23 protein-coding genes are annotated in these 23221 nt (G+C 71.6%); 4 read left to right on the top strand and 19 right to left on the bottom strand.

All coding sequences use genetic code 11. From position 1 onward, the window contains the following. Positions 1–9: 9 nt before the first annotated feature. Positions 10–1443, bottom strand: a complete 1434-nt coding sequence (locus Aiant_RS23650; protein ID WP_189329047.1) for an amino acid adenylation domain-containing protein — start codon at positions 1441–1443, stop codon at positions 10–12. Between the two features lie 142 nt (positions 1444–1585). Between Aiant_RS23650 and Aiant_RS23655 the strand changes: the two genes are divergently transcribed. Next, positions 1586–2617, top strand: a complete 1032-nt coding sequence (locus tag Aiant_RS23655; RefSeq protein WP_189329048.1) for a LuxR C-terminal-related transcriptional regulator — start codon at positions 1586–1588, stop codon at positions 2615–2617. 4 nt (positions 2618–2621) lie between these two features. On the opposite strand, the gene Aiant_RS23660 is transcribed toward Aiant_RS23655, so the two are convergent. The 10 genes from Aiant_RS23660 to Aiant_RS23705 form a co-directional block, all read right to left on the bottom strand. Further along, a complete protein-coding gene (locus Aiant_RS23660; protein ID WP_189329049.1) occupies positions 2622–3902 on the bottom strand; it encodes an ATP-grasp domain-containing protein in 1281 nt (426 codons plus the stop codon). A gap of 24 nt (positions 3903–3926) precedes the next feature. After that, positions 3927–4667, bottom strand: coding sequence for a class I SAM-dependent methyltransferase (locus Aiant_RS23665; protein ID WP_189329050.1), 741 nt, complete (start codon positions 4665–4667; stop codon positions 3927–3929). After that, positions 4657–5619: an OsmC family protein gene (locus Aiant_RS23670; protein WP_189329051.1), complete on the bottom strand. Its 963-nt coding sequence runs from the start codon at positions 5617–5619 to the stop codon at positions 4657–4659. Before Aiant_RS23670 ends, Aiant_RS23665 begins: the two co-directional genes overlap by 11 nt. Next, complete coding sequence (locus Aiant_RS23675; protein ID WP_189329052.1) at positions 5619–6617, bottom strand: PLP-dependent transferase; 999 nt, start codon at positions 6615–6617, stop codon at positions 5619–5621. Before Aiant_RS23675 ends, Aiant_RS23670 begins: the two co-directional genes overlap by 1 nt. Before the next feature lie 11 nt (positions 6618–6628). After that, complete coding sequence (locus tag Aiant_RS23680; protein ID WP_189329053.1) at positions 6629–8092, bottom strand: radical SAM protein; 1464 nt, start codon at positions 8090–8092, stop codon at positions 6629–6631. 20 nt (positions 8093–8112) lie between these two features. Further along, a complete protein-coding gene (locus Aiant_RS23685; RefSeq protein ID WP_189329054.1) occupies positions 8113–8592 on the bottom strand; it encodes an SAM-dependent methyltransferase in 480 nt (159 codons plus the stop codon). 19 nt (positions 8593–8611) lie between these two features. After that, positions 8612–9652: a thioesterase domain-containing protein gene (locus tag Aiant_RS23690; RefSeq protein WP_189329055.1), complete on the bottom strand. Its 1041-nt coding sequence runs from the start codon at positions 9650–9652 to the stop codon at positions 8612–8614. Then, positions 9633–10838, bottom strand: coding sequence for an MFS transporter (locus Aiant_RS23695; RefSeq protein ID WP_189329056.1), 1206 nt, complete (start codon positions 10836–10838; stop codon positions 9633–9635). Before Aiant_RS23695 ends, Aiant_RS23690 begins: the two co-directional genes overlap by 20 nt. Positions 10839–10872: 34 nt before the next feature. After that, positions 10873–11058 (bottom strand): hypothetical protein, encoded by a 186-nt coding sequence (locus Aiant_RS23700; protein ID WP_189329057.1) that lies wholly within the window; start codon positions 11056–11058, stop codon positions 10873–10875. A 153-nt stretch (positions 11059–11211) separates the two neighbouring features. Next, complete coding sequence (locus Aiant_RS23705; protein WP_189329058.1) at positions 11212–12039, bottom strand: SAM-dependent methyltransferase; 828 nt, start codon at positions 12037–12039, stop codon at positions 11212–11214. A 111-nt stretch (positions 12040–12150) separates the two neighbouring features. Between Aiant_RS23705 and Aiant_RS23710 the strand changes: the two genes are divergently transcribed. From Aiant_RS23710 to Aiant_RS23720, 3 genes are all read left to right on the top strand, one after another. Further along, a complete protein-coding gene (locus Aiant_RS23710; RefSeq protein WP_189329059.1) occupies positions 12151–12840 on the top strand; it encodes an alpha/beta fold hydrolase in 690 nt (229 codons plus the stop codon). Continuing rightward, entirely contained in the window at positions 12837–13259 is a 423-nt protein-coding gene (locus Aiant_RS23715) for a contact-dependent growth inhibition system immunity protein (protein ID WP_189329060.1), read from the top strand. The genes Aiant_RS23710 and Aiant_RS23715 overlap by 4 nt, the downstream gene beginning before the upstream one ends. Before the next feature lie 312 nt (positions 13260–13571). Further along, a complete protein-coding gene (locus Aiant_RS23720; RefSeq protein ID WP_189329061.1) occupies positions 13572–14126 on the top strand; it encodes an RICIN domain-containing protein in 555 nt (184 codons plus the stop codon). A 149-nt stretch (positions 14127–14275) separates the two neighbouring features. Here Aiant_RS23720 and Aiant_RS23725 read toward each other — a convergent pair whose 3' ends face one another. Genes Aiant_RS23725 through Aiant_RS23760 form a run of 8 tightly spaced genes read right to left on the bottom strand, consistent with a single transcriptional unit; the run spans position 14276 to position 23140 of the window. Then, positions 14276–14593 carry a MoaD/ThiS family protein gene (locus tag Aiant_RS23725; RefSeq protein ID WP_189329062.1) on the bottom strand — a complete coding sequence of 106 codons (318 nt, stop codon included), beginning with the start codon at positions 14591–14593 and terminating at the stop codon, positions 14276–14278. 10 nt (positions 14594–14603) lie between these two features. Then, positions 14604–15338, bottom strand: a complete 735-nt coding sequence (locus Aiant_RS23730; RefSeq protein ID WP_189329063.1) for a hypothetical protein — start codon at positions 15336–15338, stop codon at positions 14604–14606. Further along, complete coding sequence (locus Aiant_RS23735) at positions 15319–16344, bottom strand: DUF6895 family protein (RefSeq protein ID WP_189329064.1); 1026 nt, start codon at positions 16342–16344, stop codon at positions 15319–15321. The genes Aiant_RS23730 and Aiant_RS23735 overlap by 20 nt, the downstream gene beginning before the upstream one ends. Positions 16345–16346: 2 nt before the next feature. Then, positions 16347–17138 carry an ABC transporter permease gene (locus tag Aiant_RS23740; RefSeq protein WP_189329065.1) on the bottom strand — a complete coding sequence of 264 codons (792 nt, stop codon included), beginning with the start codon at positions 17136–17138 and terminating at the stop codon, positions 16347–16349. Beyond that, positions 17138–18061, bottom strand: a complete 924-nt coding sequence (locus tag Aiant_RS23745; RefSeq protein ID WP_189329066.1) for an ABC transporter ATP-binding protein — start codon at positions 18059–18061, stop codon at positions 17138–17140. The genes Aiant_RS23740 and Aiant_RS23745 overlap by 1 nt, the downstream gene beginning before the upstream one ends. Continuing rightward, a complete protein-coding gene (locus Aiant_RS23750) occupies positions 18058–18606 on the bottom strand; it encodes a flavoprotein (RefSeq protein ID WP_189329067.1) in 549 nt (182 codons plus the stop codon). Before Aiant_RS23750 ends, Aiant_RS23745 begins: the two co-directional genes overlap by 4 nt. After that, positions 18606–20000, bottom strand: coding sequence for a lanthionine synthetase C family protein (locus Aiant_RS23755; RefSeq protein WP_189329068.1), 1395 nt, complete (start codon positions 19998–20000; stop codon positions 18606–18608). Before Aiant_RS23755 ends, Aiant_RS23750 begins: the two co-directional genes overlap by 1 nt. Next, positions 19997–23140 (bottom strand): lantibiotic dehydratase, encoded by a 3144-nt coding sequence (locus tag Aiant_RS23760; protein ID WP_189329069.1) that lies wholly within the window; start codon positions 23138–23140, stop codon positions 19997–19999. Before Aiant_RS23760 ends, Aiant_RS23755 begins: the two co-directional genes overlap by 4 nt. Between the last annotated feature and the right edge of the window lie 81 nt (positions 23141–23221).

Consider the following 23221-nt stretch of genomic DNA (forward strand, 5'->3'; position numbering starts at 1 on the left):
GGTCCTGGTTCAGGGGGCCGTGAGGCGGGCCGCGACGGAGGCGGTGAGGGTGTCGAGCAGAGTCCGGGCGTCGGTCTTGCCGTTCGTGGTCACGGGGATGGCGGGGACCTGGCGGATGACGTCGGGGACGGAGTAGTGCGGTAGCCGGGAGGCGAGCAGGCGGCGCACCGCGGGCGGCTCGACGGCGGTGGCCGTCGTGTAGAAGAGGGCCAGCTTGTCGTAGGAGCCGGGCCGCCCGTCCGCGGCGGGCACCGGGACCACCACGCACTGGTGAAGGCCGTCGATGCGGTGGGCGGCGACCTCGATCTCGGCCGGTTCGATCCGGTATCCGCGGATCTTGACCTGCCGGTCGGCCCGCCCCCGGAAGTGCAGCAGTTCGTCGGCGTCGCGCCGTCCCAGGTCGCCGGTGCGATAGACCCGTACCGGGCGGCCGTCGACGACCCGTTCGACGAAACGCTCGGCGGTCAGCTCCTCCTGCCCGAGGTATCCCAGAGCCAGGCCGTCGCCGCTGATGCAGATCTCGTCGTCGACGAGGTGGATCCCGGTGCCGGGGACCGGGCGGCCGAGCGGAATCCCGTCGGTCCGCTCCAGATCGGCCCTGGTGATGGTGTGGTACGTGGCGAACACACAGCTTTCGACCGGGCCGTAACCGTTGGCCAGCGTGATGTCCGGATAGCGACGGAGGAATCGCTCGACATGTGCCGGGGAAAGCCTTTCACCACCCGTTATCACATGCTTCAGGCCGGTGAAGCATTCCGGCTCGAGATCTGTGAAGAGATTGAACAGTGACGCTGTCAGCCAGAGCGTGTTGACGTTCTCCTCGGCGATCAGCCGGTGCAGCACGTGCGGGAGCAGGTGATCGTCGTCGGCGACGACCGCGGTCCCGCCCGTGGTGAGCATGCCCCACAGCTCCAGGCTGAAGGCGTCCCATGCGGGCGGCGATGCCTGGCACATGACCCGGCCGGGCCCGAAGGCGAGCGGCCCGGACGGGGCGAAGAGCCGGGTGGTCGCCCGGTGCGGCGAGAGGACCCCTTTCGGTACGCCGGTCGTGCCCGAGGTGAAGAAGACGCACGCGGGCGCGTCCGGGGTGATCTCCGCCTCGGGCGGGGTGCCCCCGGCAGCGGCCCATTCGTCCAGGCCACGACCGGTCGGATCACAGACCGGCGTCCCCGGCGGGGCGGGCTGATCCGTGATCAGCACTGGTGGGGCGAGGAGCTGGAGCAGGACGCCGACGCGTTCGGCCGGCCAGCGCCGGTCGATGGCGGCGTAGGCCGCGCCGCACTTGAGCACCGCGAGCAGAGTCATCGCGAGGTGGGCGGAGCGTCCGAGGCTGACCGGGACGATCGTTCCCGGTCCGACCCCGAGTGCGGCCAGCTCGGCGGCGCAGGCGTCGGCCGCCGCGTCCAGGGTCCGGTAGTCGACGCGTGATCCGCGATGGATCACAGCGACGGCCTCAGGCTGTTCGGCGGCGTGTGCGGCTATTACCTTGTGTATCAACAATTTAAACCAGCACTTCCTCGGACAGATTTGCTGCCCGACTACGGCCCTGCATTCCGGGGGCCCGCACCACAACGGGGGAACGACGATGGAAAACGACGGCGTCGGTGGCATTTTTCACTGGGAGCATCTTGACGACGAAGCGGTTCGCGTCTACGAGTTCGCCACCAATCGGGCGGATGTGAGCACGACCGAGATCGCGGCGTCGCTGGACGTCGAGGAGAAGGCCGCCATCCGGGCGGTGGAGCGGCTCTCCGCGGCGGGGCTGCTGCGGCCGGCGGGCAGGATGGACCCGCGCGGCTCCGCGCTGGAGGAACGCTTCAGCGCCGTGCCGCCGGACACCGCGCGGATCCAGTTGCTGGCCCCGGTGATCGAGCACATGGCCGGCCTTCAGCAGGAGGTGGACCGGGCGCGGCTGGACATGGAGAACCTGCTTCCCGGTTACCGGGCCAGCCTGCTGCGGCGGGTGTGCGAGAACTCCGTCGAGCGGCTGCACGATCTGGCCAGCGTCCACCAGGCCATCACCGACCTGGCCGGGCGGTGCCGGGGCGAGGTGCTCACCTCGCAGCCCGGCGGCCCGCGCTCGGAGGAGATCCTCCAGGAGTCGCTGCCGCGTACGACGCACCTGCTGGAGCGGGGCGTGCAGATGCGCACGATCTACCAGCACACCGCGCAGTACAGCCCGGTCACCGTCTCCTATGTGGAGCGCGTCACGGCGCTCGGCGCACAGGTGCGGACGTCGGCGGAAGGCATGTACCAGATGATCGTCTTCGACCGCGAGGTCGCGGTGCTGCCGCTGCTGCACGATCCGGTGGGCGCGCTGGTGGTGCGGGAGCCGAGCATCGCCGGGTTCGCCGCCGAGGTCTTCGACCGGGCCTGGGTCGACGCGACGCCGTTCGCCACGGCGATCGACCGGGAGCGGACCCGGTGGACGACGCAGGACATCAAGAGCCGCATCACCCGGCTCCTCGTGGAGGGGCTGGAGGACAAGGCGATCGCCCGCAAGATGGGGATGTCGCTGCGCAGCTGTCAGCGGCACATCGCCGACATCATGGCCCAGCTCGGCGCGCGCAACCGGTTCCACGCCGGCTATCTGATCGCCCAGCAGGAGCTCGACTAGCCGGTCACGCACGGCCGGAGCCACAGGCGGCGGTGAGCTGCGCGGCGGGCACCTCGCGCCGGCCCTCCTCGGTGTCGAGCACGTAGGTGACCCGCCGCAGCGCGTCGGCCAGCGTCCGGGACATGGCCGCGTGGTCGGGCGCGTCACCGGCCAGCAGGTCCAGTTCCCCGGTGTGCACGCCGCCGGGCAGCGCCTCCCCGGCGCGGACATAGGGCCGGAACTGGCGGATGCCGGGGACACGCGCGGCGTCGGCGACACCCCGGATCTCGGCGACCGTGCACGGATAGCTCGGCGTCAGCGTCAGGTGCTGGAAGTAGACCTGAGCCGGTCGGGCCCGCTCGATCTGCGGCCGTTCGCCGAGCGCGATCCGGCACGCCACCTCGACGAGGTCGACGCCGGTGGCACGGCGGGCCAGTTCGGCGATGCTGCCTCCGAGCCGCCCGTTGACCTCGATGATCCGGGGGCCGTCCGGCGTCAGCTTGATCTCGATGTGGCTGAGGCCGCCGGTGATGCCGAGGGCCCGGACGGCGGCGACGGCGAGCTCGGTGACCTCGTCCTCCTCGTGCGCGCCGAGGTGCGACGGCCAGAAGTTCCCGGCTTCGCGGAAGGGCGGGGTGAGGGGGTATTTGCCGGTCACGGCGATGGGGTGGACCACCCCGGCGACGGTTGCGCACTCCACGGACACGTAGTCGCCGTACAACGGTTCCGGGCGTCCGGTGAGGTACTCCTCGACCACGAGTTCGTCTTCCGGGCCGGCCAGCAATGCGCGTACCCGAGTCTCGCCCTCCTCGACCCCCTCGATCAGGAAGGTGTTGCGGCTGCCCTCACCCGAGCGGGGTTTGAGGACGGCCGGCAGGCCGGTGTGGCTGACCGCTTCTGCCCACTGCTCCGGGGAGGTCAGCAAGCGGCTGCGGACCGGGCTCACGCCGGCCTCGGCGAGGGCGGCGCGCTGGCGGTACTTGTCGGTGAGCAGTTCGGCGGTGCCGGGGCCGTGGAAGGGCAGGCCGAGGCCGTCGGCGAGGGTCGCCGTCCGGCGCAGCATGCGCTCGCTGAAGGTCACGATCCCGTCGGGCTTCCACTCCGAGAGCAGCTCGGCCTGCTCGGCGAGGGTCGCGCCGGCCGGTGTCACCAGGTCGGCGTCCTGGAAGAAGCCGGCCATGCCGGCGGCGTGCGCCGACTCGCCGAGGACGATGGCCATCGGCGAGAAGATCCGTGCCACCCGGCTGATCTCCAGGGGCGACGCGGAGCCGGTGTCATAAACCACGGCGAGTCGGGCACGTTCCATGACGGTTGCCTCCGAGTCGTGAGATCAGGAGCGACGGGCGGTGATGTTCAGGCGGACGTAGTCGACGACCGGCTCGGTGAGCCGGGCCGCGACCTCCTGGACGAAGGGGCGGTGCTCCTCGGCCGGCAGCTGGTCGAGGTACGGGCCGAGGATCACCGTGCCGAGGAAGCTCCAGAGCTGCTCACCGGGCTCCAGGCGCGCCGGGTCGTCGAGCAGGTCCACCTGGACGTCCCGGAATCCGGCCTCCTTGAGCAGGACCTCGGTCTCCCCGATCCCGGCGAAGTGCGCCGCGTCGGCGGGACGCCCGAGCACCTCGGCGGCCGCGGTCAGCACCCGGGTGTTGCAGCCCTGCCCGCCGCACTCGGCGACGAACTGGCCGCCGGGACGCAGCACCTGGGCGATGTTGGTGAAGAGGGTGCCGTGGTCGTGGATCCAGTGGAAGGTGGCGACGCTGAAGACCGCGTCCACCGGCTCCGCCACCGGCAGCGGCTTCGTCAGGTCGGCGTTGATCACGTCGACCCGGTCCAGCCGGTCACCGAGGTTGGCGCGCAACTGCTCCAGCATCTTGGCCGATCCGTCGACGGCGACGACGCGGCCGGTCGGCAGCAGGTCGAGCAGGGCGGCCGTGTCCCGGCCGGTGCCCGCGCCCGCGTCCAGAACGGTCTCGTCGCCCCGCAGGACGAGGCGATCCCGGGTGCGCTTGCCCCAGAACTTGTGCGGCAGCGGGAGCGAGTCGTAGGTCTTGGCGTCCCATTCACGGGGCATGGGGGGTCTCCGGTTTCGGTCGGATGGTGACGGTGATCGTCCGGGGATTCCGGACGAGGTCGACGGCGCTGCCCCCGGCGGACCAGGCGGCGAGCCGGGTGGGCTCGGCGTCGTCGTCGGTGCCGTGGCCGGGGAGCAGACACTGGATCAGGATGTCGCGCAGGGCGACCCGGGCGTCGTCGAGGCCGAGCTCCCCGCGCAGGTCGCGCCGGGCCGAGACGTGGATCTCGGCCGGCCCTGGCGAGAGCCACTGGAGGGCCTCCGCGGCCAGGGCGGCGAGCAGGTAATCCTCCGGGCTGGGCGCCCGGTCGGCGCCGAAGAGCTGTTTGGGCTGATCGATCTCGACACCGGCCTGGCCCGCGGTGGCGACGGAGAACGCGCCGGCTTCCCATTCGACCCGCACCTCATGCGTACGGTCGTCGCGGGCGCCGTCGCCACCCGGGGGGATCGCCAGGTGCCTGCCGTCGGCCGACGCCGCGAGGACCCGGGGTGGCGAGCCTTCCGCCAGGGTGCGGTGAACGACGCTGTACGCCTGAACCTGGCCGACAACGATCAGGATCTGCTCGGCCGTCAGGTCGCCGGAGAGGTCCAGCTCGTAACCGAGTCCGCCGTCCCGGTCCGCGTACGCGCGCACCGAGATCCGCTGCGGCTGCGCCCCCTGGAGCGCCAGCGCCGTCGCGGCCGTCGCCGCCGCGGAGGCGCCGAGCGCCGTCAGGACCGCCTCCACCGGGGTCAGCAGTTCCCGGTTCGCCGACTCCGGCGCCCGCAGCCCGACGGTGAAGGGCCGGACCACCCGGGTCGGCCCGAGCCGCATCGGCAGCAGCCGGACCCGCTGGGTTCCGTCGGCGGCCGTGGTGGCCGACGCCTCCAGGGCGAGCTGCGCCTCCCAGGAGGCCGCCCGGCTGGCGACGACCAGGTCCCGCCAGCCGTCCAGATTCACACCCGCGAGCATCAGGCTGCCCCCTTCTCCGCGAGAAGCCCCTGGAGCAGGGCGATCAGCGGCTTCGGACTGTCGATCCCGGCGGCCACCCGGACCAGGGTGGGCGTGACACCGGCCTGCTCCCGTCGCCGTGCGCTCACCCCCGCGTGCGAGCGGAGCACCGGAATGCTGACCGGACCCGGCTGATCCGGGACGGCGAGCGGTGTCCGGGACTCGAAGGAGAGCAGGCCGCCGAAACCGCCGTGCGTCTCGATCGCCCACGGGCTGTCGTCGAAACTCGGCCGGTGCACCACCGTCACGGCCGGGTGGCCGCGCAGGAAGGCGGCGACCTGGTCCGCGTTCGCCGTGTGCGCCGCCATCCGCAGGTCGAGCGTGCGCAGCGCCTGGGCCAGGAGACGGTCGGTCCACCCGTCCGGGCGGCCACCGGCGTGAGCGGCCTGGGCGGTCACCCGCTCCACCAGCCGTCGCGGTCCACACACGACCGAGGCGTCCAGCGCGGCGTGGTCGTCCAGGTACGGGTCGACGGTCTCGACCACCACCGTCGCCCCCAGGTCCAGGGGGCGCAGCAGTGCCGGGGAGAGCCCGGTGTTGTCGACCACCAGCTGAAGGTCGGTGCTGTGGGCCAGCTCCGCCAGCTCGTTGACCGGGATGAGGCGCATCGCCGGATCCGACAGCGACTCGGTGACGATCAGCTGGGTCTCCGGCCGGACGGCCCCGGCCACCGCGTCGACGTCGGCGCAGTCGGTGTACGACACCGTCCGCCCCAGCCGCCGGAAGGAGTCCTCCAGGAACTCCCGGACCGGGCCGGAGATCCCGGCCGAGGCGATGACGTGACCGCCCGGGTTGGTCAGCGCGCAGACGGTCTGCGTCGCCGCCGCGGCGCCGCCGGCGAGCAGCGCGGCGGTCTCGGCCCCGTGCAGTTCGGCGATCCGGCTCTCGGCCGCCGCCTCCCCGGTCGCGGGGCGTTGCGTGGCGGCCTGGTGCAGCCAGGGTGCATCGAGGGTGGGCATCGGCGCGCCCCTCAGCGGCGGCAGACCGGCGCGTCGGAGAGGCCGATCCGCTCGTGGAAGTAGTGGTAGATGATCTCCTCGTGCAGCGCCTCGCCATCCAGCGTCGGCTTGATCGCACGCCCGTCGTCGACCATCTCGACCAGACCGCGCTCCAGCAGGTCGGTGAAGGCCGAGGCGAACGGCTCGGCGTTGAGCAGGTCGGCGCCGAACTGGGTCAGATAGCGGTCGAGCACGATCGGCTGGTTGGCCTTGAAGTTGAAGCCGAGCGCCGTGCCGATCGCCTTGTGCCCGTCCAGCTTGCGGCCGTGCGAGAGCGGCAGGCCCGGCTCGTTCTGCATGTGCCGGACGTAGGCGGCGATGTCGGTCTTGTTGTGCGTCTGCACGAACGAGTCCCGGTTGCCGCTGAGCCAGCCGTACGCCCCCGGGCCGTACGCGATCATGGTGTTGTACTGCTCCCACTTGTTCTTCGACGTCTGTGGGATGTTCCCGTTCTCGTAGGTCCCGGGCCGGCTCCACCATCCGCAGGGGCTGGGGTAGTACCCGTGGTCGAGCATCACCTCGACGGCCGCCTGCCGCATGAGGTAGGTCGTCTCCAGATCCGGGAAGTACCCCTCGCGGACCAGCCGGTCGCGTACCGCCGGGTTGTTCCAGACCGCCCGGTTGCCGATGCCCATCTCCTCGCGGTCCGCGTTGCGCAGCCGGTAGATGGTGATGGTCGGTACGCCCAGCTCGACCAGCGTGGTCAGGTCCTGCCGGACGGACTCGGGGGTCTGGTAGGGCAGGCCGAACATCATGTCGACGTTGAAGGGGCAGTCCGTGGCGATCAGGTTCCGGATCGCCTCCAGCGACTCGGCGGCGGTGTGCCGGCGCTTGGTGAACTCGTTCACCTCGTCCTGGAGGGACTGGACGCCGAGGCTGAACCGGTTGAACCCGAGGTCCCGGGCGAGCAGGAGGTTGTCCCGGGTGAAGTTCTCCGGGTTGCCCTCGATGTTGAACTCCGCGCTGTCGGTGAGCCGGTACTGCGAGCGGACGTGCTCGACCAGGGGCGCGATCGTCTCGCGGCTGTTGAGCAGCAGCGCCGCGGTCCCGCCGCCGATGTAGAAGGACTCGATCCGTGCCTCGGGGATCCAGTCGAAGCGGTCCAGGTAGCGGCGCGACTCCTCGATGAGCAGGTCCTGCCAGAGGCGCAGGGAGGCGTCCTCCTTGCCGCGCGGCACCAGCCGCTTCACGTAGTTGCAGAAGTGGCAGATGTAGTTGCACAACGGCAGGTGGAAGTAGAGGTGGGCGGGCTCGCCCGCGCCGGCGAAGCCGGCGATCTCCTCGGCCAGACTCTCTGCGGAGAGCTGGGCGCCGTCGTTGGAGGTGACGTTGATGTTGTACTGATCCCGCGGGATCTGGAGCTGGGGGTTGCGCTCCAGCAGCGCGCCGAGGTTCAACTCGAGCGGCTGGTGAGGGGAGTCGGCGACCGTGCTCATGACAAAGTCTCCTTCGAGGTTCATCGGTAGTAGGACCGCATGACGTCCGGCACCCAGGCGGGCTCGCGTACCGCACCGGCCGGGGGGACCATCGCGCTGAGGAAGGGCTTGACGTCGAGTACCGGCGTGCCGTCGATCGCGTCGAGCCCCCGGACATGGAGCCGGAGACCCTCCACCGCGACCAGTTCGCAGCGGGAGACGCCGAGGTTGTTCGGGCGCTCCTTGATCCGGTGCGCGAGCACGCCGACCGGCGCCAGGTCCGGGCGGTTGCGGGGCGGTCGCGCGCCGCGCAGCACCTCGTCCGGGTCGCAGAGGTGGAAACGGAAGATCACTTCGAGGTGCGAGAAGTCGCCGATGCCGGTGACGGCCTCGGGGGTGAGCTGGGTGTCGTCCAGCTCGATGACGGCGGTGACCCGGCCCCAGAAGTCGTCGTCGGGGACGGCGCGCGGGCTCCGCACAAAACCGATCGGTTCCACCGAATATCGGGCCTGCGGTGTCATGGTTCTCCTTCCGCCCTGGTCAGTCCGGCAGCGCGGCGTCGACCAGGGCGGCGAGGGTCTCCACGTTCCCGGGCTCGATCATGCTGTAGTGGTGGCCGGGCACGTCGCGGATCTCCAGCCGGCCCACGCGGGCGGTCCAGTCCAGGTCGTAGGGGAGCGCGACCGACTCGACGGCACGGTCCAGGACCCGGTACAGGGTGACGTCGCCCGGGTAACCGGACGGGTCGTAAGCGCTGCCCGCGTCGAGGTTGATCTGGTACATGTCGACCATGCGCAGCAGCCGGTCGCTGTCGAAGTCGGCGGGGAGGGTGCCCGCCGCCACGGCCTCCTTCAGCAGCAGCTCGGCGCGGGCCTCGGGATCGAGGGAACGGACCATGTCCAGATCCACTTCGATCTTGAGGGCCCGTTCCACCAGGGCTTGCAGCGCGAAGTCGTTGTCGGCGCCGGCCTCGATCGTGGGCCGGGTGTCGAGGAGCCCGACCAGGCCGACGGTCTCCCCCGCGGCGCGGAGCTGCTTGGCGACCTCGTAGGCGTAGACGCCGCCCATCGAATAGCCCAGCAGGTGCCAGGGTTTCCCGTCCGGGTGGACGGCGCGGGCCCGGACGATGAAGTCCGCGGCCACCTCCTCGGCCGACGTGAGCGGCTGTTCGCCCGGGAGCAGGCCGACGGACTGGAGCGCCCAGAACGGACGATTGCGGCCGAGCGCCTGCATGAGGCGTACGTAGACCACGGTCGAGCCGGAGACCGGCGGCAGGCCGTAGACCGGGGCCAGGTCCGGATCTCCGCCGCGCAACCGGATCAGCGGGCTGGCGGGCGTCTCCCGATGGCCCCGCCGGACGATCTCGGCGAGCTTGGCGATGGTGTTCGCCTCCAGCAACTCCCCGGCGGTGATGTCGACGCCGAACCGGCGGCGGATCTGGACGACCACCTCGATGGCGAGCAGCGAGTGGCCGCCGACCTCGAAGAAGTCGTCGTGGACGCCGACCTCGGCGACGCCCAGCGCCTGCTGCCAGATGTCACAGATCTGAAATTCACAGGAGTCACGCGGACTGTGGTTCATGGGTCTCCTTCACAGAAACGGCCCAGCGGCAGGCGGGCTGGACCGCGAGCCCGGCGAGGACGAAGAGCGCGCCCAGCACGATCCAGCCGGGGGTGCCCCAGGCGATCAGCAGCGCGGTCAGGATCGCCGGGGCGATCATCTGGTTGACGGCCATGCCGGAGTTGAACAGTCCCTGGTACTGGCCCTGCCGGTCGGCGGGGGCCAGCTCGTAGGCGAGCACCCAGCCGGCCGAGGACTGGACCATCTCGCCGTACACGTGCAGTGCCATGGCCGCGACCAGCAGTGCCGTGGCCGCCAGGGCCGAACGGCCCTCGGAGAGTGCGAAGAGCACGCAGACGCCGAGCAGGACCAGGCCGGCGAGCCGGGACGCGCGTACCGAAGAATTCAGGGTGTCGATGTTCTTGGTCACCCTGACCTGGAGCAACACCACGGTCACGGTGTTGAGGACCACCAGGACGGCCGCCAGCGCGGTCGGCGCTTGAGTGTGGTGGACGATCCAGAGCGGCAGGATGACGTCGAGCAACGGCATGTGCAGGGACATGATCATGTTGAGCACGGTGATCGTGGCGTAAGGCCCGTCCCGCAGCACGGCCAGCTTCGGCTCGTCCGGCCGCGACGGCGCGGCCGTCGGCCTCGTGTCGGGCAGCCGCAGCACCAGCAGCGCGCAGCCGAAGAACGTCACGGCGTCCAGGGCCAGCACCGCGTAATAGGCGCCCGGACGATCGACGAGCAGCGCGAGCGCACCCAGGCCGGCACCCACGGACATGCCGATGTTCGTCACCACCCGCATGCGTGCCCGCGCCCGCACCAGATGCTCCCCGGCGAGCACCGAGGCCATCAGGGCCTGCCGGGCCGCGTACGCGCCCCGGTCGAAGACCGCGTAACAGCAGGCCACGGCCACGAAGGCGGGGAACGAGCCGAGCACGATGTAGGCGGCCGAGGCGAGGCCGGTCAGGCCGATCAGCAGCGCCGCGACGTTCCGCGGGCCGCGCCGGTCGGCCAGGTGCCCGGCCGGAACGCCGGCGAGAACCCCGGCCACCCCCGCGATGCTCAGCCCCAGGCCGAGCATCGCGGGTGAGATCCCGACGACCCGCGTCAGGTAGAGCACCGAACAGGTGGCGAACGCCCCGTTGCCGACGTTGGTGATCAACTGGGCGAGAACGAGGGTGCGGCCGGGGTTCAGCACTTGCGATCCCCGCCCCGCAAGTACCGCCACGGGATCAGCCCCAGCCCAGGTCGGCGGTCCACAGGGCGACGTTGCCGCCGGCGGTCACGCGGTCCACGGTGGGTGCGATCTCAGCGGCACCGACACCCGCGGCCACCATGACAGCCGCCAGGGCACCGCCGAGGAGGCACAGCCACACCCGGCGGTGAATCATCTTTCCACGCATCAGCTTTTCGCCCATCAGCCGAAAGTCAGCGGCTCAGCCCGATCGCTGAACCCGTTGACATCTTGTGGTGGCCGAGGAGCCGACGGTGACAGTGATGGGCGTCGTGATGGCGCTTGGCGCGATTACGACGCCCCCCAAATCAGACAAAACCCAATTTTGGGTACGCGCTCAGTAGTAGTCCCGCATGATCTCCTCCGTCCAGGCCGGCTGACGGACCGTGCCGCGCGGCCCGAACTCGGCCATGTACGGCTTGATGTCGAGCACGGGGCTGCCCGCCACCGCGTCGAGGCCGCTCACGTGAATGTCCAGCCCGTCCACCCGGTGCAGCTTGCAGCGCGACACCCCGATCCGGTTCGGGCGGTTCTTGCCGCGCTGGGCGAAGATGCCGACCAGCGGCCACTCGGTGTTGCCGCGCGGGTGCCGGGCCCCGGTCTCGATCTTGGACAGTGGCACCCGGTCGAACTGGAACACCACCTCGAGGTGGGAGAAGTCGGCCAGCCCGTACAGCGCCTCCGGCCCGAATCGCGAGCCGTCCAGCCGGATCACCGCCTCCACGCCGTCCCACGCGTCGTCGAAGACCTCCTCGCGCCCCCCGACCACGTGCGCCACCGGCTGCGCCGTCACCGCCGGCACGTCGTCCCCGTTCCAGATCTCGTCACGCACCAGCAGCTCTCCCTCGATACCCCGGCGCACGGCCAGGTAGATGTCCGACCCGGGGATCCCCAGGACCGCCGCGAGTTCCCCCTGCACCGCCCGGAGCAGGTCGCCGACGAGAGCGGCCGGATACGACGCTTTGCAGGTCACGAAGCCGATCGGCGGATACGGCCCGTCCCCCTGCCACTGCGGCCGGTACGCGGCGTCGCGGTCCAGCCGCTGCCACGTCACCCAGCAGCGATCCGGGGCGATGCCGAGCGTGTCGGTCGCCGCCTTGGCGATCCGGGCCAGGGCGGCGGAGCCGGGACTGGCGTCCGGCGAGAGCAGGGTGATTACCGGCATGAAGTCTCCCTTGTGAAGAATGAGTCCTCTAGGTCCTACCGTCGCGACCCGCCGGCAGGCAAGATCACCGCCTGTCGCGTCACATCGGACGGTCGGTTAGCCTGGCGCACCATGGAACCGGCTCTCGCGGCACACCCGTTCATCGAACTGCCCGACTACGACCGCGTCCCGGGCACAGCGGCCGGCTCCGCCCCCGGCTCGATGCTCCTGGTCCACGGCTTCGGCGGCGACAAGAACCAGCTCCGTGAACTGGGCGACGCCCTTTGCCCGGCCGGCTCGGCAGCGTTCTACCCGTCCCTGCGAGCTCACGGCGCCAGCCCGAAGCCGATCTGGGGCTATTCGGTCCTGGACTTCGCCGCCGACCTGCACCGCATCGCCGACGTCTTCCCCCAGGAAATCCATGCCGTCGGCTATTCGTACGGCGCCCTGGTGAGCGCCATCTCGGCGACGACGTGGGGCGCCCGCCGCATCCGCAGTCTCGTCGTGATCGACCAGTCCTTCGCCGCCCACCCGGAGGAGCACGAGGTCGACGAGTGGGTCGAGGGCAGCCTCCTGCGCTGGCACTACGACTTCACCCACATGCTCGACTTGTTGCAGCTCCTCGAGGTCCCGGTGCTGGTTCTGGCCTCCCCCGACAGCGGAACGATCTCCCCCGCCGAGGAGAAGGAGCTGCTCGCCCGCCAGAGCCCTCTTCTCACCTACCGGCACATCTCCGGCTCCCACGCCACCTGTTACCGCGACACCCCGCACCTGACCGGCCTGATCGCCGATTTCTATCGAAGCCTCCCGGCCGCCGGATGAAGCCGCGATGGGAGCAGTCCCTCGAAGAGATCGAAGGCGACGTCTGGGGTGCTGCGCCGGCCGACGCCACCAAGCTCATCGCCACGGTCCACGAGCTGCGCCGCAAACCGATCGGCTCGCTGGAGGTCGAGGATCTGCGAGTCCTGCTCGGCCAGCGGGAAGGTGTCCCGGTACTGGTGCCGCGGGCACTGGACATCCTCGAACACGACCCGTTGGCCGAGGGTGATTACTACCCGGGCGACTTGCTGAACGCCGTCCTGAACCGCGTCCCGGCAGACTACTGGGCTGCCCATCCCGGCGAGGCGGCTCGCCTGCATGCCCTGGTCGACACCATCAAGCCGGCGGAAGTCGACGATGACCCGCTGCGGGCCGCCGTTGTCGCCTTCATGGGCCGGTCGGGGTCGTCTCGCTCATCCTAAAAACTCTGTCATTTTAAGTTAGCGTTAACAACCCTGAGTCTGGTTCGACGCGGCGACTTGGGTGGACAATGCAGGCCACGGTCTCGCCTTTTCGGGAAGCCTGCCGAATGGGAGCGCACCCAAAGTGAACTAGCTGCTACGGGCGGCGCCCAGGCATTGATGGATGTTTAGTTAGCGCTAACATGTGCGTCGTAGAGCGCTGCCGTCACGGCTGGCCGATAAGCGTCGGCAGCCGCCAAGACGTTGAGCGGCGCGGCGCTTGCCGGAAGGCCGTCAATGCGTCATCCGTGTCCCGACCTTCGAGGTGAATCAATGCATTTCCCGAACCCCGGCCTGCGGGCCGGCGCCCGGCTCCTCTGCGCCGCTATCGCCGTCGGCGTATCGCTCGGCCTCCTCGCGGCACCGGCCGTGGCCGCCGACGAGCCGATCTGCCTGCGCGGACCGAACCCCACCGTCTACTACAAGATCACTAACGTGGCGACCGGGAAGTCGCTCAACGTCGCCCGCAAGTCCAGGGTGAGCGGCGCCTCCGTCATCCAGTGGACGTACGCCGGCGGCACCAACGAGCAATGGCGAGCCATTTGCGCGGCAAACTGGCAGTACAAGCTCGTCGCCCGGCACAGCGGTCTGGTGCTCGACCTGGCCGCCACGGACGCCGTGCAGACGCACTACACCGGAGTCCTCAGCCAGAAGTGGGGCATCTCGCGAGTCGGCCAGGAAGGCGCTCTCGCGACGTTCCAGCTGTACAACCAGGGAGCAGGCACGGTCATCCAGGCAGCTGCCGACGGCATCGCTGTGAAGCCGGCTGATTCCGATGACAGCAACCGGCAGCAGTTGTGGACGTTCGAAGAGACCGGAGCGGTTTGAGCTGCCGCCGTTCATCTGGCCGGTTCGGATTCCGGCGGTCGCGTTCAGGCAGGGTTCGCCGCCGGGGCTGACGGTGGCCGGGGCGTCGAAGCTGCCGGCGAGCCGGGTCTCGGGCCGGCCAGAGCAGGTGCCGCCGGAGCGGCTTCCGCTCAGGCCAGGGACCCGAAGAGTGCGGCTGCCGCCGCGAAGCCGAGCGCGCCACCATCCACAGCGGACTGCAACGTCACCGCGTCGCCGTCAGTCAAGCGGGTCGGTGGTTCACGCAGGGTGTGCTTGTCATCGTTGAGGCGGATCCGGACGAGGCGGTGCAGGGCACCCTCCGGGGTGAGGACTTTGTCGCGTAGGCCCGGATGTCGGCTGTCCAGGTCGTCGAGGAGGTCGTGGAAGGTGGTGCCGGCGCCTTCGACGGTGCGCCGGCCGCCGGCGCAGACCCGCAGGGCGGTGGGCAGGTGCACAGTGATGGGCATAGCGGTCCAATCAGGTGTCGTAGGCGACTTCCCCGCTCATGACAGCGGCCGTGAAGCCCGGTTCGGTCATCTCCGCGAGGGCCCAGGCGAAGCTGACGGTCAGGCGTAACCGGATGCGGGTTTGTAGGTGCGGATCGGCGCCGGTGGGCAGGATGCCCAGGCCACCGTCGGGTTGTTGCTGCGAGATCAGCAGTGCGGTCGCGGTGGTGGTGAGGGGGTGTTCGTTCAGCGCCAGGTAGCCGATCGCCCGGATCAGTGCCGGGAGCAGGGCGAGGTCGCGGTGCTGGGCGGCCAGGGCGAGGGCGACCGGCAGGGCGGTGGACCAGCCGGCGCGGTCGCGGGTTGCCATCGTCGTGGTGGTGCATCCCCACAGGGAGTCCAGGGCGGCGCGTTCGGCGAGTCCGGCCAGGGCCTGCGGGTCGGCGCGCAGCAGTCCCAGCGCCCAGGCCGGCATGTCGTCCGGACCCGCCGGGGCGGTGGTGTCGGGGAACGGCTGGCGCCGCCCGGTGGCCAGCCGGCGCAGGGGTTCGTCGGCGCCGGCGAACGCGAGCGTGGGCAGGGGGTCGCCGGTCGGGCGGCGGGCGCGTAGCTCCGGGCACATCAGTTCGCAGATCGCCAGGCCGGCGCGCCGGCTGACGGCGGCGGCCGGCCCGTGCGCGGACACCGCGGCGGTGGGCAGGCGGTGCAGGAACCCATGTGCGCGGGTGAGCGCCGCGCCGGCGCGTTCAGTGAGGTTCACTGCCATATTTCCGCTCCCGTTCCGCCGCCGCGAGGGCCGCGACGACCGTGGTGTGATAGCAGGTGCCGAAGGTGTAGGCGTCTGCCTTGTCGCCGTCGACCCCGTCGCGGGTGCTCTGGCGGTACAGCGGTCCGGGGATCTGCCCGCCGTCGCGCTGGGCGTCGGCCAGGCGCCGCCAGCCGTGCCGGACCAGCTCGTGCTCGCCCATGCCGACCAGCTGGGCGCAGAGCATCAGTTCGGCGCTCAGGTCGAGGTCGTTGCGGGCCAGGTAGATGCCGAGCAGGGTGCCGATCAGGCCGCGCAGCCGGGCCAGGCCGGCGGGGTCACCGACGAACGGGGCGCGGCGGCCGAAGTCGCTGAGGTAGAACAGGATGTGCGTGATCGCGTACGCCTCGGTGTCGCTGACGTACAGCGGGTCGGCGCGGTGGGCGAGCATGGTGCGCGAGTACAGCTGCTTGAGGTCCGGCAGGGTGCTGGTGAATCCGCCCAGGTCCAGGGCGTAGCGCAGCTCCAGGGCGGCGAACGGTTGCCGGCCCAGGTTGGTCAGGTCGCCGCATCCGGTGTCGAGCAGGGTCTGTACGGCGTCGTTGAGCTCGTGGACCGGGCGGCCGAACTCCGACAGCAGCGCCAGCAGCCAGACCCGGTAGGTGAAGACCGGGTCGGTGCGGTACAGGCCGGCGACGAAGTCCGGTTCCGCGGTGATGGCCTGCGCGGCGTCCAGGCACTGCTCGGTGACCCGGCGGGTGAGCGGCCCGGCGGGCAGCCGCCGGCACAGCACCAGCAGTTCCAGCACGGTGGTGCCGGGGAACGGGCGGGCCCGGAGGTGCTGCTCCCAGCGGTGCGGGTCGAGCCAGCCGAGGTTGCCCGACAGCCAGGTCAGCGCCTGGTCGAGGATCACCGCCGGGGCCTGGCCGCGAGGGGTGGCGGGCAGTTCCGGGATCAGCGCGGGCCAGGCGGGCAGGCCGATGACCTGCCCGCGCAGACTGCTGTCCGGCATGCTCAGCTCGCTCATGGTCAGCTCCCGACTCGGGCGCGCAGGACGGTGCCCGCGATAGCCAACAGTGCGCCCAGCACGACGAGGTCCAGCCATACCGGAAGCCCGGAGGGGGTGGCCAGCAGCGCGTGCCGGGCGAGGTCCACCGCGTACGTCATGGGGTTGATCGCCATCGCGGTCGCCAGCCAGGACGGCACCTGATCGGGGTTGAACACCGACCCGGACAGGAACAGCAGCGGGTACATGCCCATCTGGACCGCGGCCTGCAAGGTCTGCACCGAGGCGATCACCGTGGCCAGCAGCAGGCCGATGACGCTGAACACCGCGGCGGTCGCCGCGTACACGCCGACGCCGGCGGCGAACGAGAGCACGCTCAGCGGCAGGTCGAGCAGCGGTGCGACGGCCAGCATGACGGCGCTCTGCGCGGCCATCAGCGCGACCGTGGCGGCGACCTTGCCCAGCGGCAGGCAGATCCGCGGCACCGGGGCGACCAGCATCTCGCGCAGCACCCCGTAGTCGCGATCCCAGGCGTAGGTGAGCCCGGAGCTGATCCCGACGGTCACCACCTGCACCGCGATGATCCCGGGATAGACGTACGCGCTGAACGCGACACCGTCGACCGGGGCGATCATGCCGTCGAACCCGACCGCGTAGACCAGCACGAAGAACAGGATCTGGACGGCCTGGGCGGCCAGCACGCCGGGGTGGCGCACCTGCCGGAACAGGTCGCGCTGGGCGATGATCAGGATGGCGCGGGCGCTGGTGACCAGCGCGGCTTCGCCGGCGGGGGCGACCGCCGTGGTCGTGACCATCACAGCCTCACTTCCGCGCCGGCGGCGCTGAGCGCGAGAAAGACGTCGTCCAGGGAGGGGTGCTGCACCGACACCGACAGCACCGGCACGGTGAGCGCGGCGATGATCGCGGCGATCCGGCGTTCCGGCTCGGCGCAGGGCACGGCTATCCCGCCGCCGTGCGGCACGGCGTCGAAACCGGCCGCGGTCAGCGTGGTCAGCGCCAGCGTGTCGTCGCCGGTGGACAGCAAAACCCGCGAAGAGCCAAGACCCGCTTTCAGTACGGCCGGGGAGCCCTGTTCGACCACCGTGCCGCCGTCGACGATCACCACGTCGTCGGCGTACTCGGCCTCGTCGAGATAGTGCGTCGAGTACAGGATGGTGGTGCCCGCCTCGGCCCGCAGCCGGCGCAGGTCGTCCCACACCTGCCGGCGGGCCTGCGGGTCCAGGGCGGTGGTCGGCTCGTCCAGGATCAGCAGGCTGGGCTGGTGCACCAGGGCCCGGATGATCTCCACCCGGCGGGACAGGCCGCCGGAGAGCGCGCTGACCGGGTCGCCCGCGCGGTGCGCGAGGCCGAACTGCTCCAGCAGCCGGGTGATGGCCTGTCGGGCGTCGGGGCGGGACAGGCCGAACAGGCGGGCGTGGAACCACAGGTTCTGCCACACGCTCAGGTCCTGGTCCAGGGTGCGTTCCTGGAAGACCAGGCCGAGCCGGCGCCGGGCCAGGGCCGGCTGCTGCCGTACGTCGTGCCCGAAGATGGTGATGCTGCCCGCGGCCGGCGTCAGCGCGGTGGACAGCGCCTGCAGCAGGCTGGACTTGCCGGCGCCGTTGGGCCCGAGCAGCGCGGTGATGCGCCCGGGTGCGGAGCGCAGGCTGATCCCGTCGACGGCCACCACCTCGCCGTAGGTGACCCGCAGGGTGTCGATGTCGAAGGCGGCGGTCACGCGGTCACCCCGCCCAGCAGCTGGACCAGTGATTCCGGCGGGGGAGTGGTCAGCCCGGCCACGATCGACCGGCTGGCCACCTCGTACGTGCTGCCCGGCAGCGGCTCGACGACCCGGTGACCGTCACCGCGCAGCGTGTCGACGTTGCGGCGTACTGCCGGGCGCCGCCACATCACCTCGTTCATCGCCGGGACCAGGGTGATCGGGGCGTCGGTGGCCAGCAGGGTGGTGGCCAGCAGGTTCGGCGCCAGGCCGTGCGCCAGGCAGCCGAGCAGGTGCGCGGTGGCGGGCAGCACGACGATCTGCTCGGCCCACCGGCCCAGGGCGACGTGCCCGCGGCCGTGGTCGTCGTCGGTGTAGACGGCGTCGCAGATCAGTTTCAGGGTGGCCGGCGGCGTGAACTGCTGCGCGGTGTGGGTGAGGACGGCGACCAGTTGCTGGACGCCGGCGACGCGCAGGGCGTGCAGGTACGCGGGCAGGTTCAGCGCGGCGACCGATCCGCTGACCCCGATGAGCAGCCGCTGCGGCAGCGTGACCGCGGACATCAGCTCAGCGCCAGGCAGCGGTCCCAGGCACGGTCGGTGCCCGGGATGTCACCGGTGAACGGCAGCAGGGTGCAGGCCACCCCGGCGGCGCCCTCCAGGGCGCCGGCCACGTTCAGCGACCGGTAACCGGTGGCGTCCTGCCAGCCGCGCGGCGAGTCGGGCACCAGGTGCGCGAAGCCGAACGGTGCCTGCGGGTCCAGGAACTCCAGCGTCCGGCGGGCGACGCGGGCGGCGCCGGTGAGCAGCCCGGGGTCACCCGAGGCAGTGCCTACGCGCCACAGCACCTGCGCGAACCCGGCCGAGCCGTGGCACACCGTCGGGCCGTCGAGATGCCAGCGCTGCTCGGGCCGGGCCAGTGCCGCGTGCAGCGCCGCGACGGCGGCCTGCCGCCAGCTGTCGACGGCGTAGACGTCGCCGGCCAGGTACAGGGCGCTGGCCACGCCGGGGGCGCCGTAGCACCAGGCCGTCCTGGTGAACGCCGTGCCGGGCCGGTCGGCGGCGACCTGCTCGTCCCAGGAGACCCGGCACGGCCAGTACGCGCCGTGCTCGTCGGTCAGCGTCCAGCCGGTGAACCAGGTGGCGATGCGCTCGACGGCGGCGCGCTGGCCGGGAACCTCGTGGCCGCGGCGGGCGGCGAGCGCCAGCAGGGTCAGCGGCCCGGCGGCGCCGTGCGCCAGTCCCAGGTTGAAGTCGCCGCGTGGGTAGGTCTCCTGGTCCTGCTTGATCGGTTGCAGGTCGGCGGGGACCCACCAGCCGGGCGTCTCGACGCCGTCGACCGTGATCGGCTCGCTGAGCCGGACCAGGTGGCGCAGCGTGCGGTCCAGGGCCCGCCGTGCGGTGGGAGAGTCCTCGGCCGGGTCGTCGACCACGTCCAGCAGCAGCCGGCCGGTCCCGGACATCCCGTTGATCACGTCGTAGGCGGCCCAGGGCACGCCGTGGTCGGTGCGGGCGGCGAACTCGTCGAGGCGGCGCTGCTGGTCGGTGGCGAGCCAGCCGGCCAGGTTGCGGCGCAGCGTCGCATACTGCCCGCTGCCGGTGGCGGCGGCGCAGCTCTGTGCGGCGGTCAGCAGCGCGGCGGGCCCGGCGTGCAGGCCCCGTGCCGGGGACGAGGACATCAGCTGCGCGGCCCGCTGCACGTGCCGGTGCGCGACCGACAACCATCGGGCGTCGGTGCGGGCCAGTTCGGCGTAGAGCAGCGCGACGCCGGGCAGGCCGTTGGACAGGGTCAGCGGCCCCCACAGCGACGCGTTGAAAATCGGTTCCCGGTTGCCGTCGTCATCGGCGATCGCGGCCACGGTGTCCGGGTCGGCCAGCCGGTCGGCCACCAGCAGCACCGCCTCACGGGCCCGGGGCAGCACCGTCACCGGCGGGGTGGGCAGGTCGGTGACGGTCATCGGGTGTGCCTCCTGCGGGCGTGGTTGTCCTGCACGGCGCCCCGGGCGATGCCGAGGATCTCCTGCTCGCGGGCGGAGTCACCGCCGATGAGCCGGTTGCATGTCATGTGCAGCAGGCTGCCGGCGACGCGGGCCTGCGGAGTGCGTGACGCGGTGTCCCGCAGCCGTTGCGCGAACGCCCGGACCGCTTCGTCGCGCTGGTGCAGCACCCGCAGCACGCTCTGCCCGGCCGGCTCACCGGCGAGGGCGGTGAACCCGCTGTCCGGGTCGACCCGCTGGCGCCACCAGCCGGCCCGTTTGCGGAACGCGTCGGGCAGGTCGCGCCGGGACCCGGTGATGGACAGCCAGGCGGCGGCCGGGTCGTCGGCGTACTGCTCATCCACCCAGCGCGCGCCGGGCAGCGGCAGGCCGAACGCCTGCGCCAGCGCGGCCGTGGAGAACACGGTCAGCTCGTCCAGGGTGTACGGAAAATGTGGGTCCTTGGCCAGCCGCAGCAGGTTGATCGCCGCGGTGCTGTCCTGCTGGAAGATCAGTTCGGCGGCGTCGCGGGCCGCCGCGCCGCCGTAGCGTTCCAGTTCCGGGTCGAACTGGTCGAGGCGGTGCCCGCCGGCGATGCCGGCGTGCTGCCATTGGGCGAGCAGGTCACCGACCGCGGTGCCGGCCTGCGCCCACTGCGCCGACGGGGTGCCGTGCAGCCGGATCCGCAGGTGGTGGCCCTGACTGTCGGTGTAGCGGATGAAGAACCACCGGTCGGCGCCGTGCTGAGCGGCGGTCTGCACCAGGGCGGGCAGCTGCTCGCGCAGCAGGTCGTCCTGGCCGCGGCGGGTTCCGTACACCTGGAAGTAGAGCCATTCCCCGGTGGCCGGGCCGGGGGTGCGGTCACCGTCGAGGTGGGCCACGTGCCCGGGACGCGACGGCGGGGTGCGCCGGCGCGAGAGCGGCACGACGATCTCGACGGTGTGCCCGCCGGTGCCGTGGTCGAGCCAGCCCTCGTACTCCCCGGCGACCTCCTGGGCCACCAGACCGGCGTCCTTGCGGACCTCGTCGCGCAGCAGTTCGAGGTGCCAGGGGTTGCTCAGGTCCAGCACCAGCCGCTGGTCGGTGCTGACCACCATGACCCGGCGCGGCACGTCCCACGCCTGCCGCCACGCCTCGACGGCCGCGGCCCAGCGACCCGGGTCGTCGAGGTCGGCGCGCAGGGGGTCGACCCGCCAGGTCGCGGCCGCGATCACGGTACGCCCGTAGCGGACCCGGGGCAGGTACGGCGCGTCGGCCATCGGCCCCCAGTTCCACGGCTCCCAGAGCCGCTGACCCTCCAGGCCGATCTCGTAGAGCAGCCGGGCGGCGTTGGGCGCCTGCACGGCGGGGCTGACCATGCTGGGCAGCTGCGGGATGATCTCGCGGCCGGTCGGCAGGTGGATGGCGCACATCCGCTCGAGGGTCGCGGCGACGCCGATGTCGTCGAGGGCGATCTGTTCCACCCCGGGGGCGTCCGGCAGCCCGACGCTGATGCGCCGGCCGGTGTGCGCCGTGGTGTGCGCCAGGTTCGCCGCCCGGCTGGAACGCGGGGTGAACGCCAGGTCGGCGGTGATCGCCCCGGCGACGTGCTGCGGGCGACGCCGCTGCTCATCGGTCAGCTGCCGGCTGTCGGGCAGCAGGTCGGCGAACCGGGCCATGGTGGCGCCGGCGTGGTGCGAGCCGGGGCTGGGCGACAGTACGACGCGGAAGTCGTCACCGGCCAGCGAGTCCTGGGAGGCAGCCACGACGTGCACGTACAGCTCGCAGGAGTTGGGCAGGTCGGCCGGGTCGGCGTCGTCGTGCAGCAGATCGCGGACGCTGTCCGGGTCCAGGACGATCTCGCGGCGGCGCTGCCGGATCGCCTCCGCGGCCAGCAGGGTGATCCGGCGGTTGCGGGCGATCGAGACCGGCTCGTCCGGCGGGTCGGCCGGGGCCTCGCTGGCCGGCCACTCGTACCCGGCCGGCGCGCCCAGCGACCGGTTGCCGTCGAGCAGTTCGAGCAGCGGCACCACCCGGTCGGCGCCGTAGCGCTCCAGGAACCGCATGTGGTACGCCCGCAGCGGCCGCATCCCGAGCCGGGGCGCCGACATGCGCCAGAGCAGGTCGGCGGCCGACTCCACCTCGGCGCGCACCGCCTCGGGCAGGCGGAAGTCGGCGTCGATGGCCAGGTCGATGTGCAGCGGATTGGTGTGCTCCTGCAACCTTTCGGCGGCCTGGAGCAGTCCGGTGAGCGCGTCGCGGCCCGCGCCGACGGCCACCATGTCGTAGGCGCGGCGGCGCTGGTCGAACGCGCGCAGCGGCGCGGCGGCGGCCGGGGCGGCTCGCTCCAGCACGGTGATGACGTGCTCCAGCGGGTCGCCGCCGTCCAGCGGCGGCCGCAGCCCGGTCATCAGCACCTCTTGCTCGACCAGCGTGATGAGCAGTGCGTCGATGCGCTCGGCGGGCGCGGAGGAGAACTCGGCGGCCAGCGCGGCGCTCAGATCGGCGAACGGGATGAGCCGGCGCGCGCTCCGCACGGCGGCGTCGACGATCGGCGAGTTGCGAATCGACACCGAGGCGCGGCTGGTCTCGCCGGGCCGTACCCCGGGGGTCGACGGGACGTCCAGCACGATTCGGTCCCCGCGCCGCACCAGCGCCTGGTGCGCTTGCAGCGGCAGATACCGCAGGATCGCCGGGTCGGTCTCGAAGCGCCGGACCAGTTTCAGCAGCCAGCCCATGTCGGCGTGGGTGCGGGACCGGTGCCGCTCATGCCATTCGGCTTTCGCGGTGGTGTCGAAGCGTCCACTGGTGACGCCGGCGAACAGGCCGAACGGGGTGGGCCGGGTCCGCATCCGGATGTCGTAGCGCAGCACCGCCAGGGCCGCGCGGCGCAGCTGGGTGAGTTTGAGCGTGTCGGCCTGCCCGGCGGCGACCCGGTCCAGGACCGCGGTCAGCGTGGGAGTCGCCAGGGTCAGCGCCTCGACCAGCCGGGCGTCGCGGTTCGCGGCGTGCAGCACGGCAAGGTAGCCGGCGCGCCCGTCGGCCGGGTCGGTGTTCTGCTCGAGGCCGGTCGCGGCGGACGTTGCCGCCAGCGGCGCCCGTACCAAAAAGTTGTCCCACGCACGCAGCGCTCGGGTAGACATCGTTCACACCCCCGGTAACCTGAACAGAGACAAGGTGGTGCCGGGGGTCGGGGCCTGCCAGCCCCGACCCCGGCAAGGGTT

It is taken from the genome of Actinoplanes ianthinogenes (assembly GCF_018324205.1).
GTDB lineage: Bacteria > Actinomycetota > Actinomycetes > Mycobacteriales > Micromonosporaceae > Actinoplanes > Actinoplanes ianthinogenes.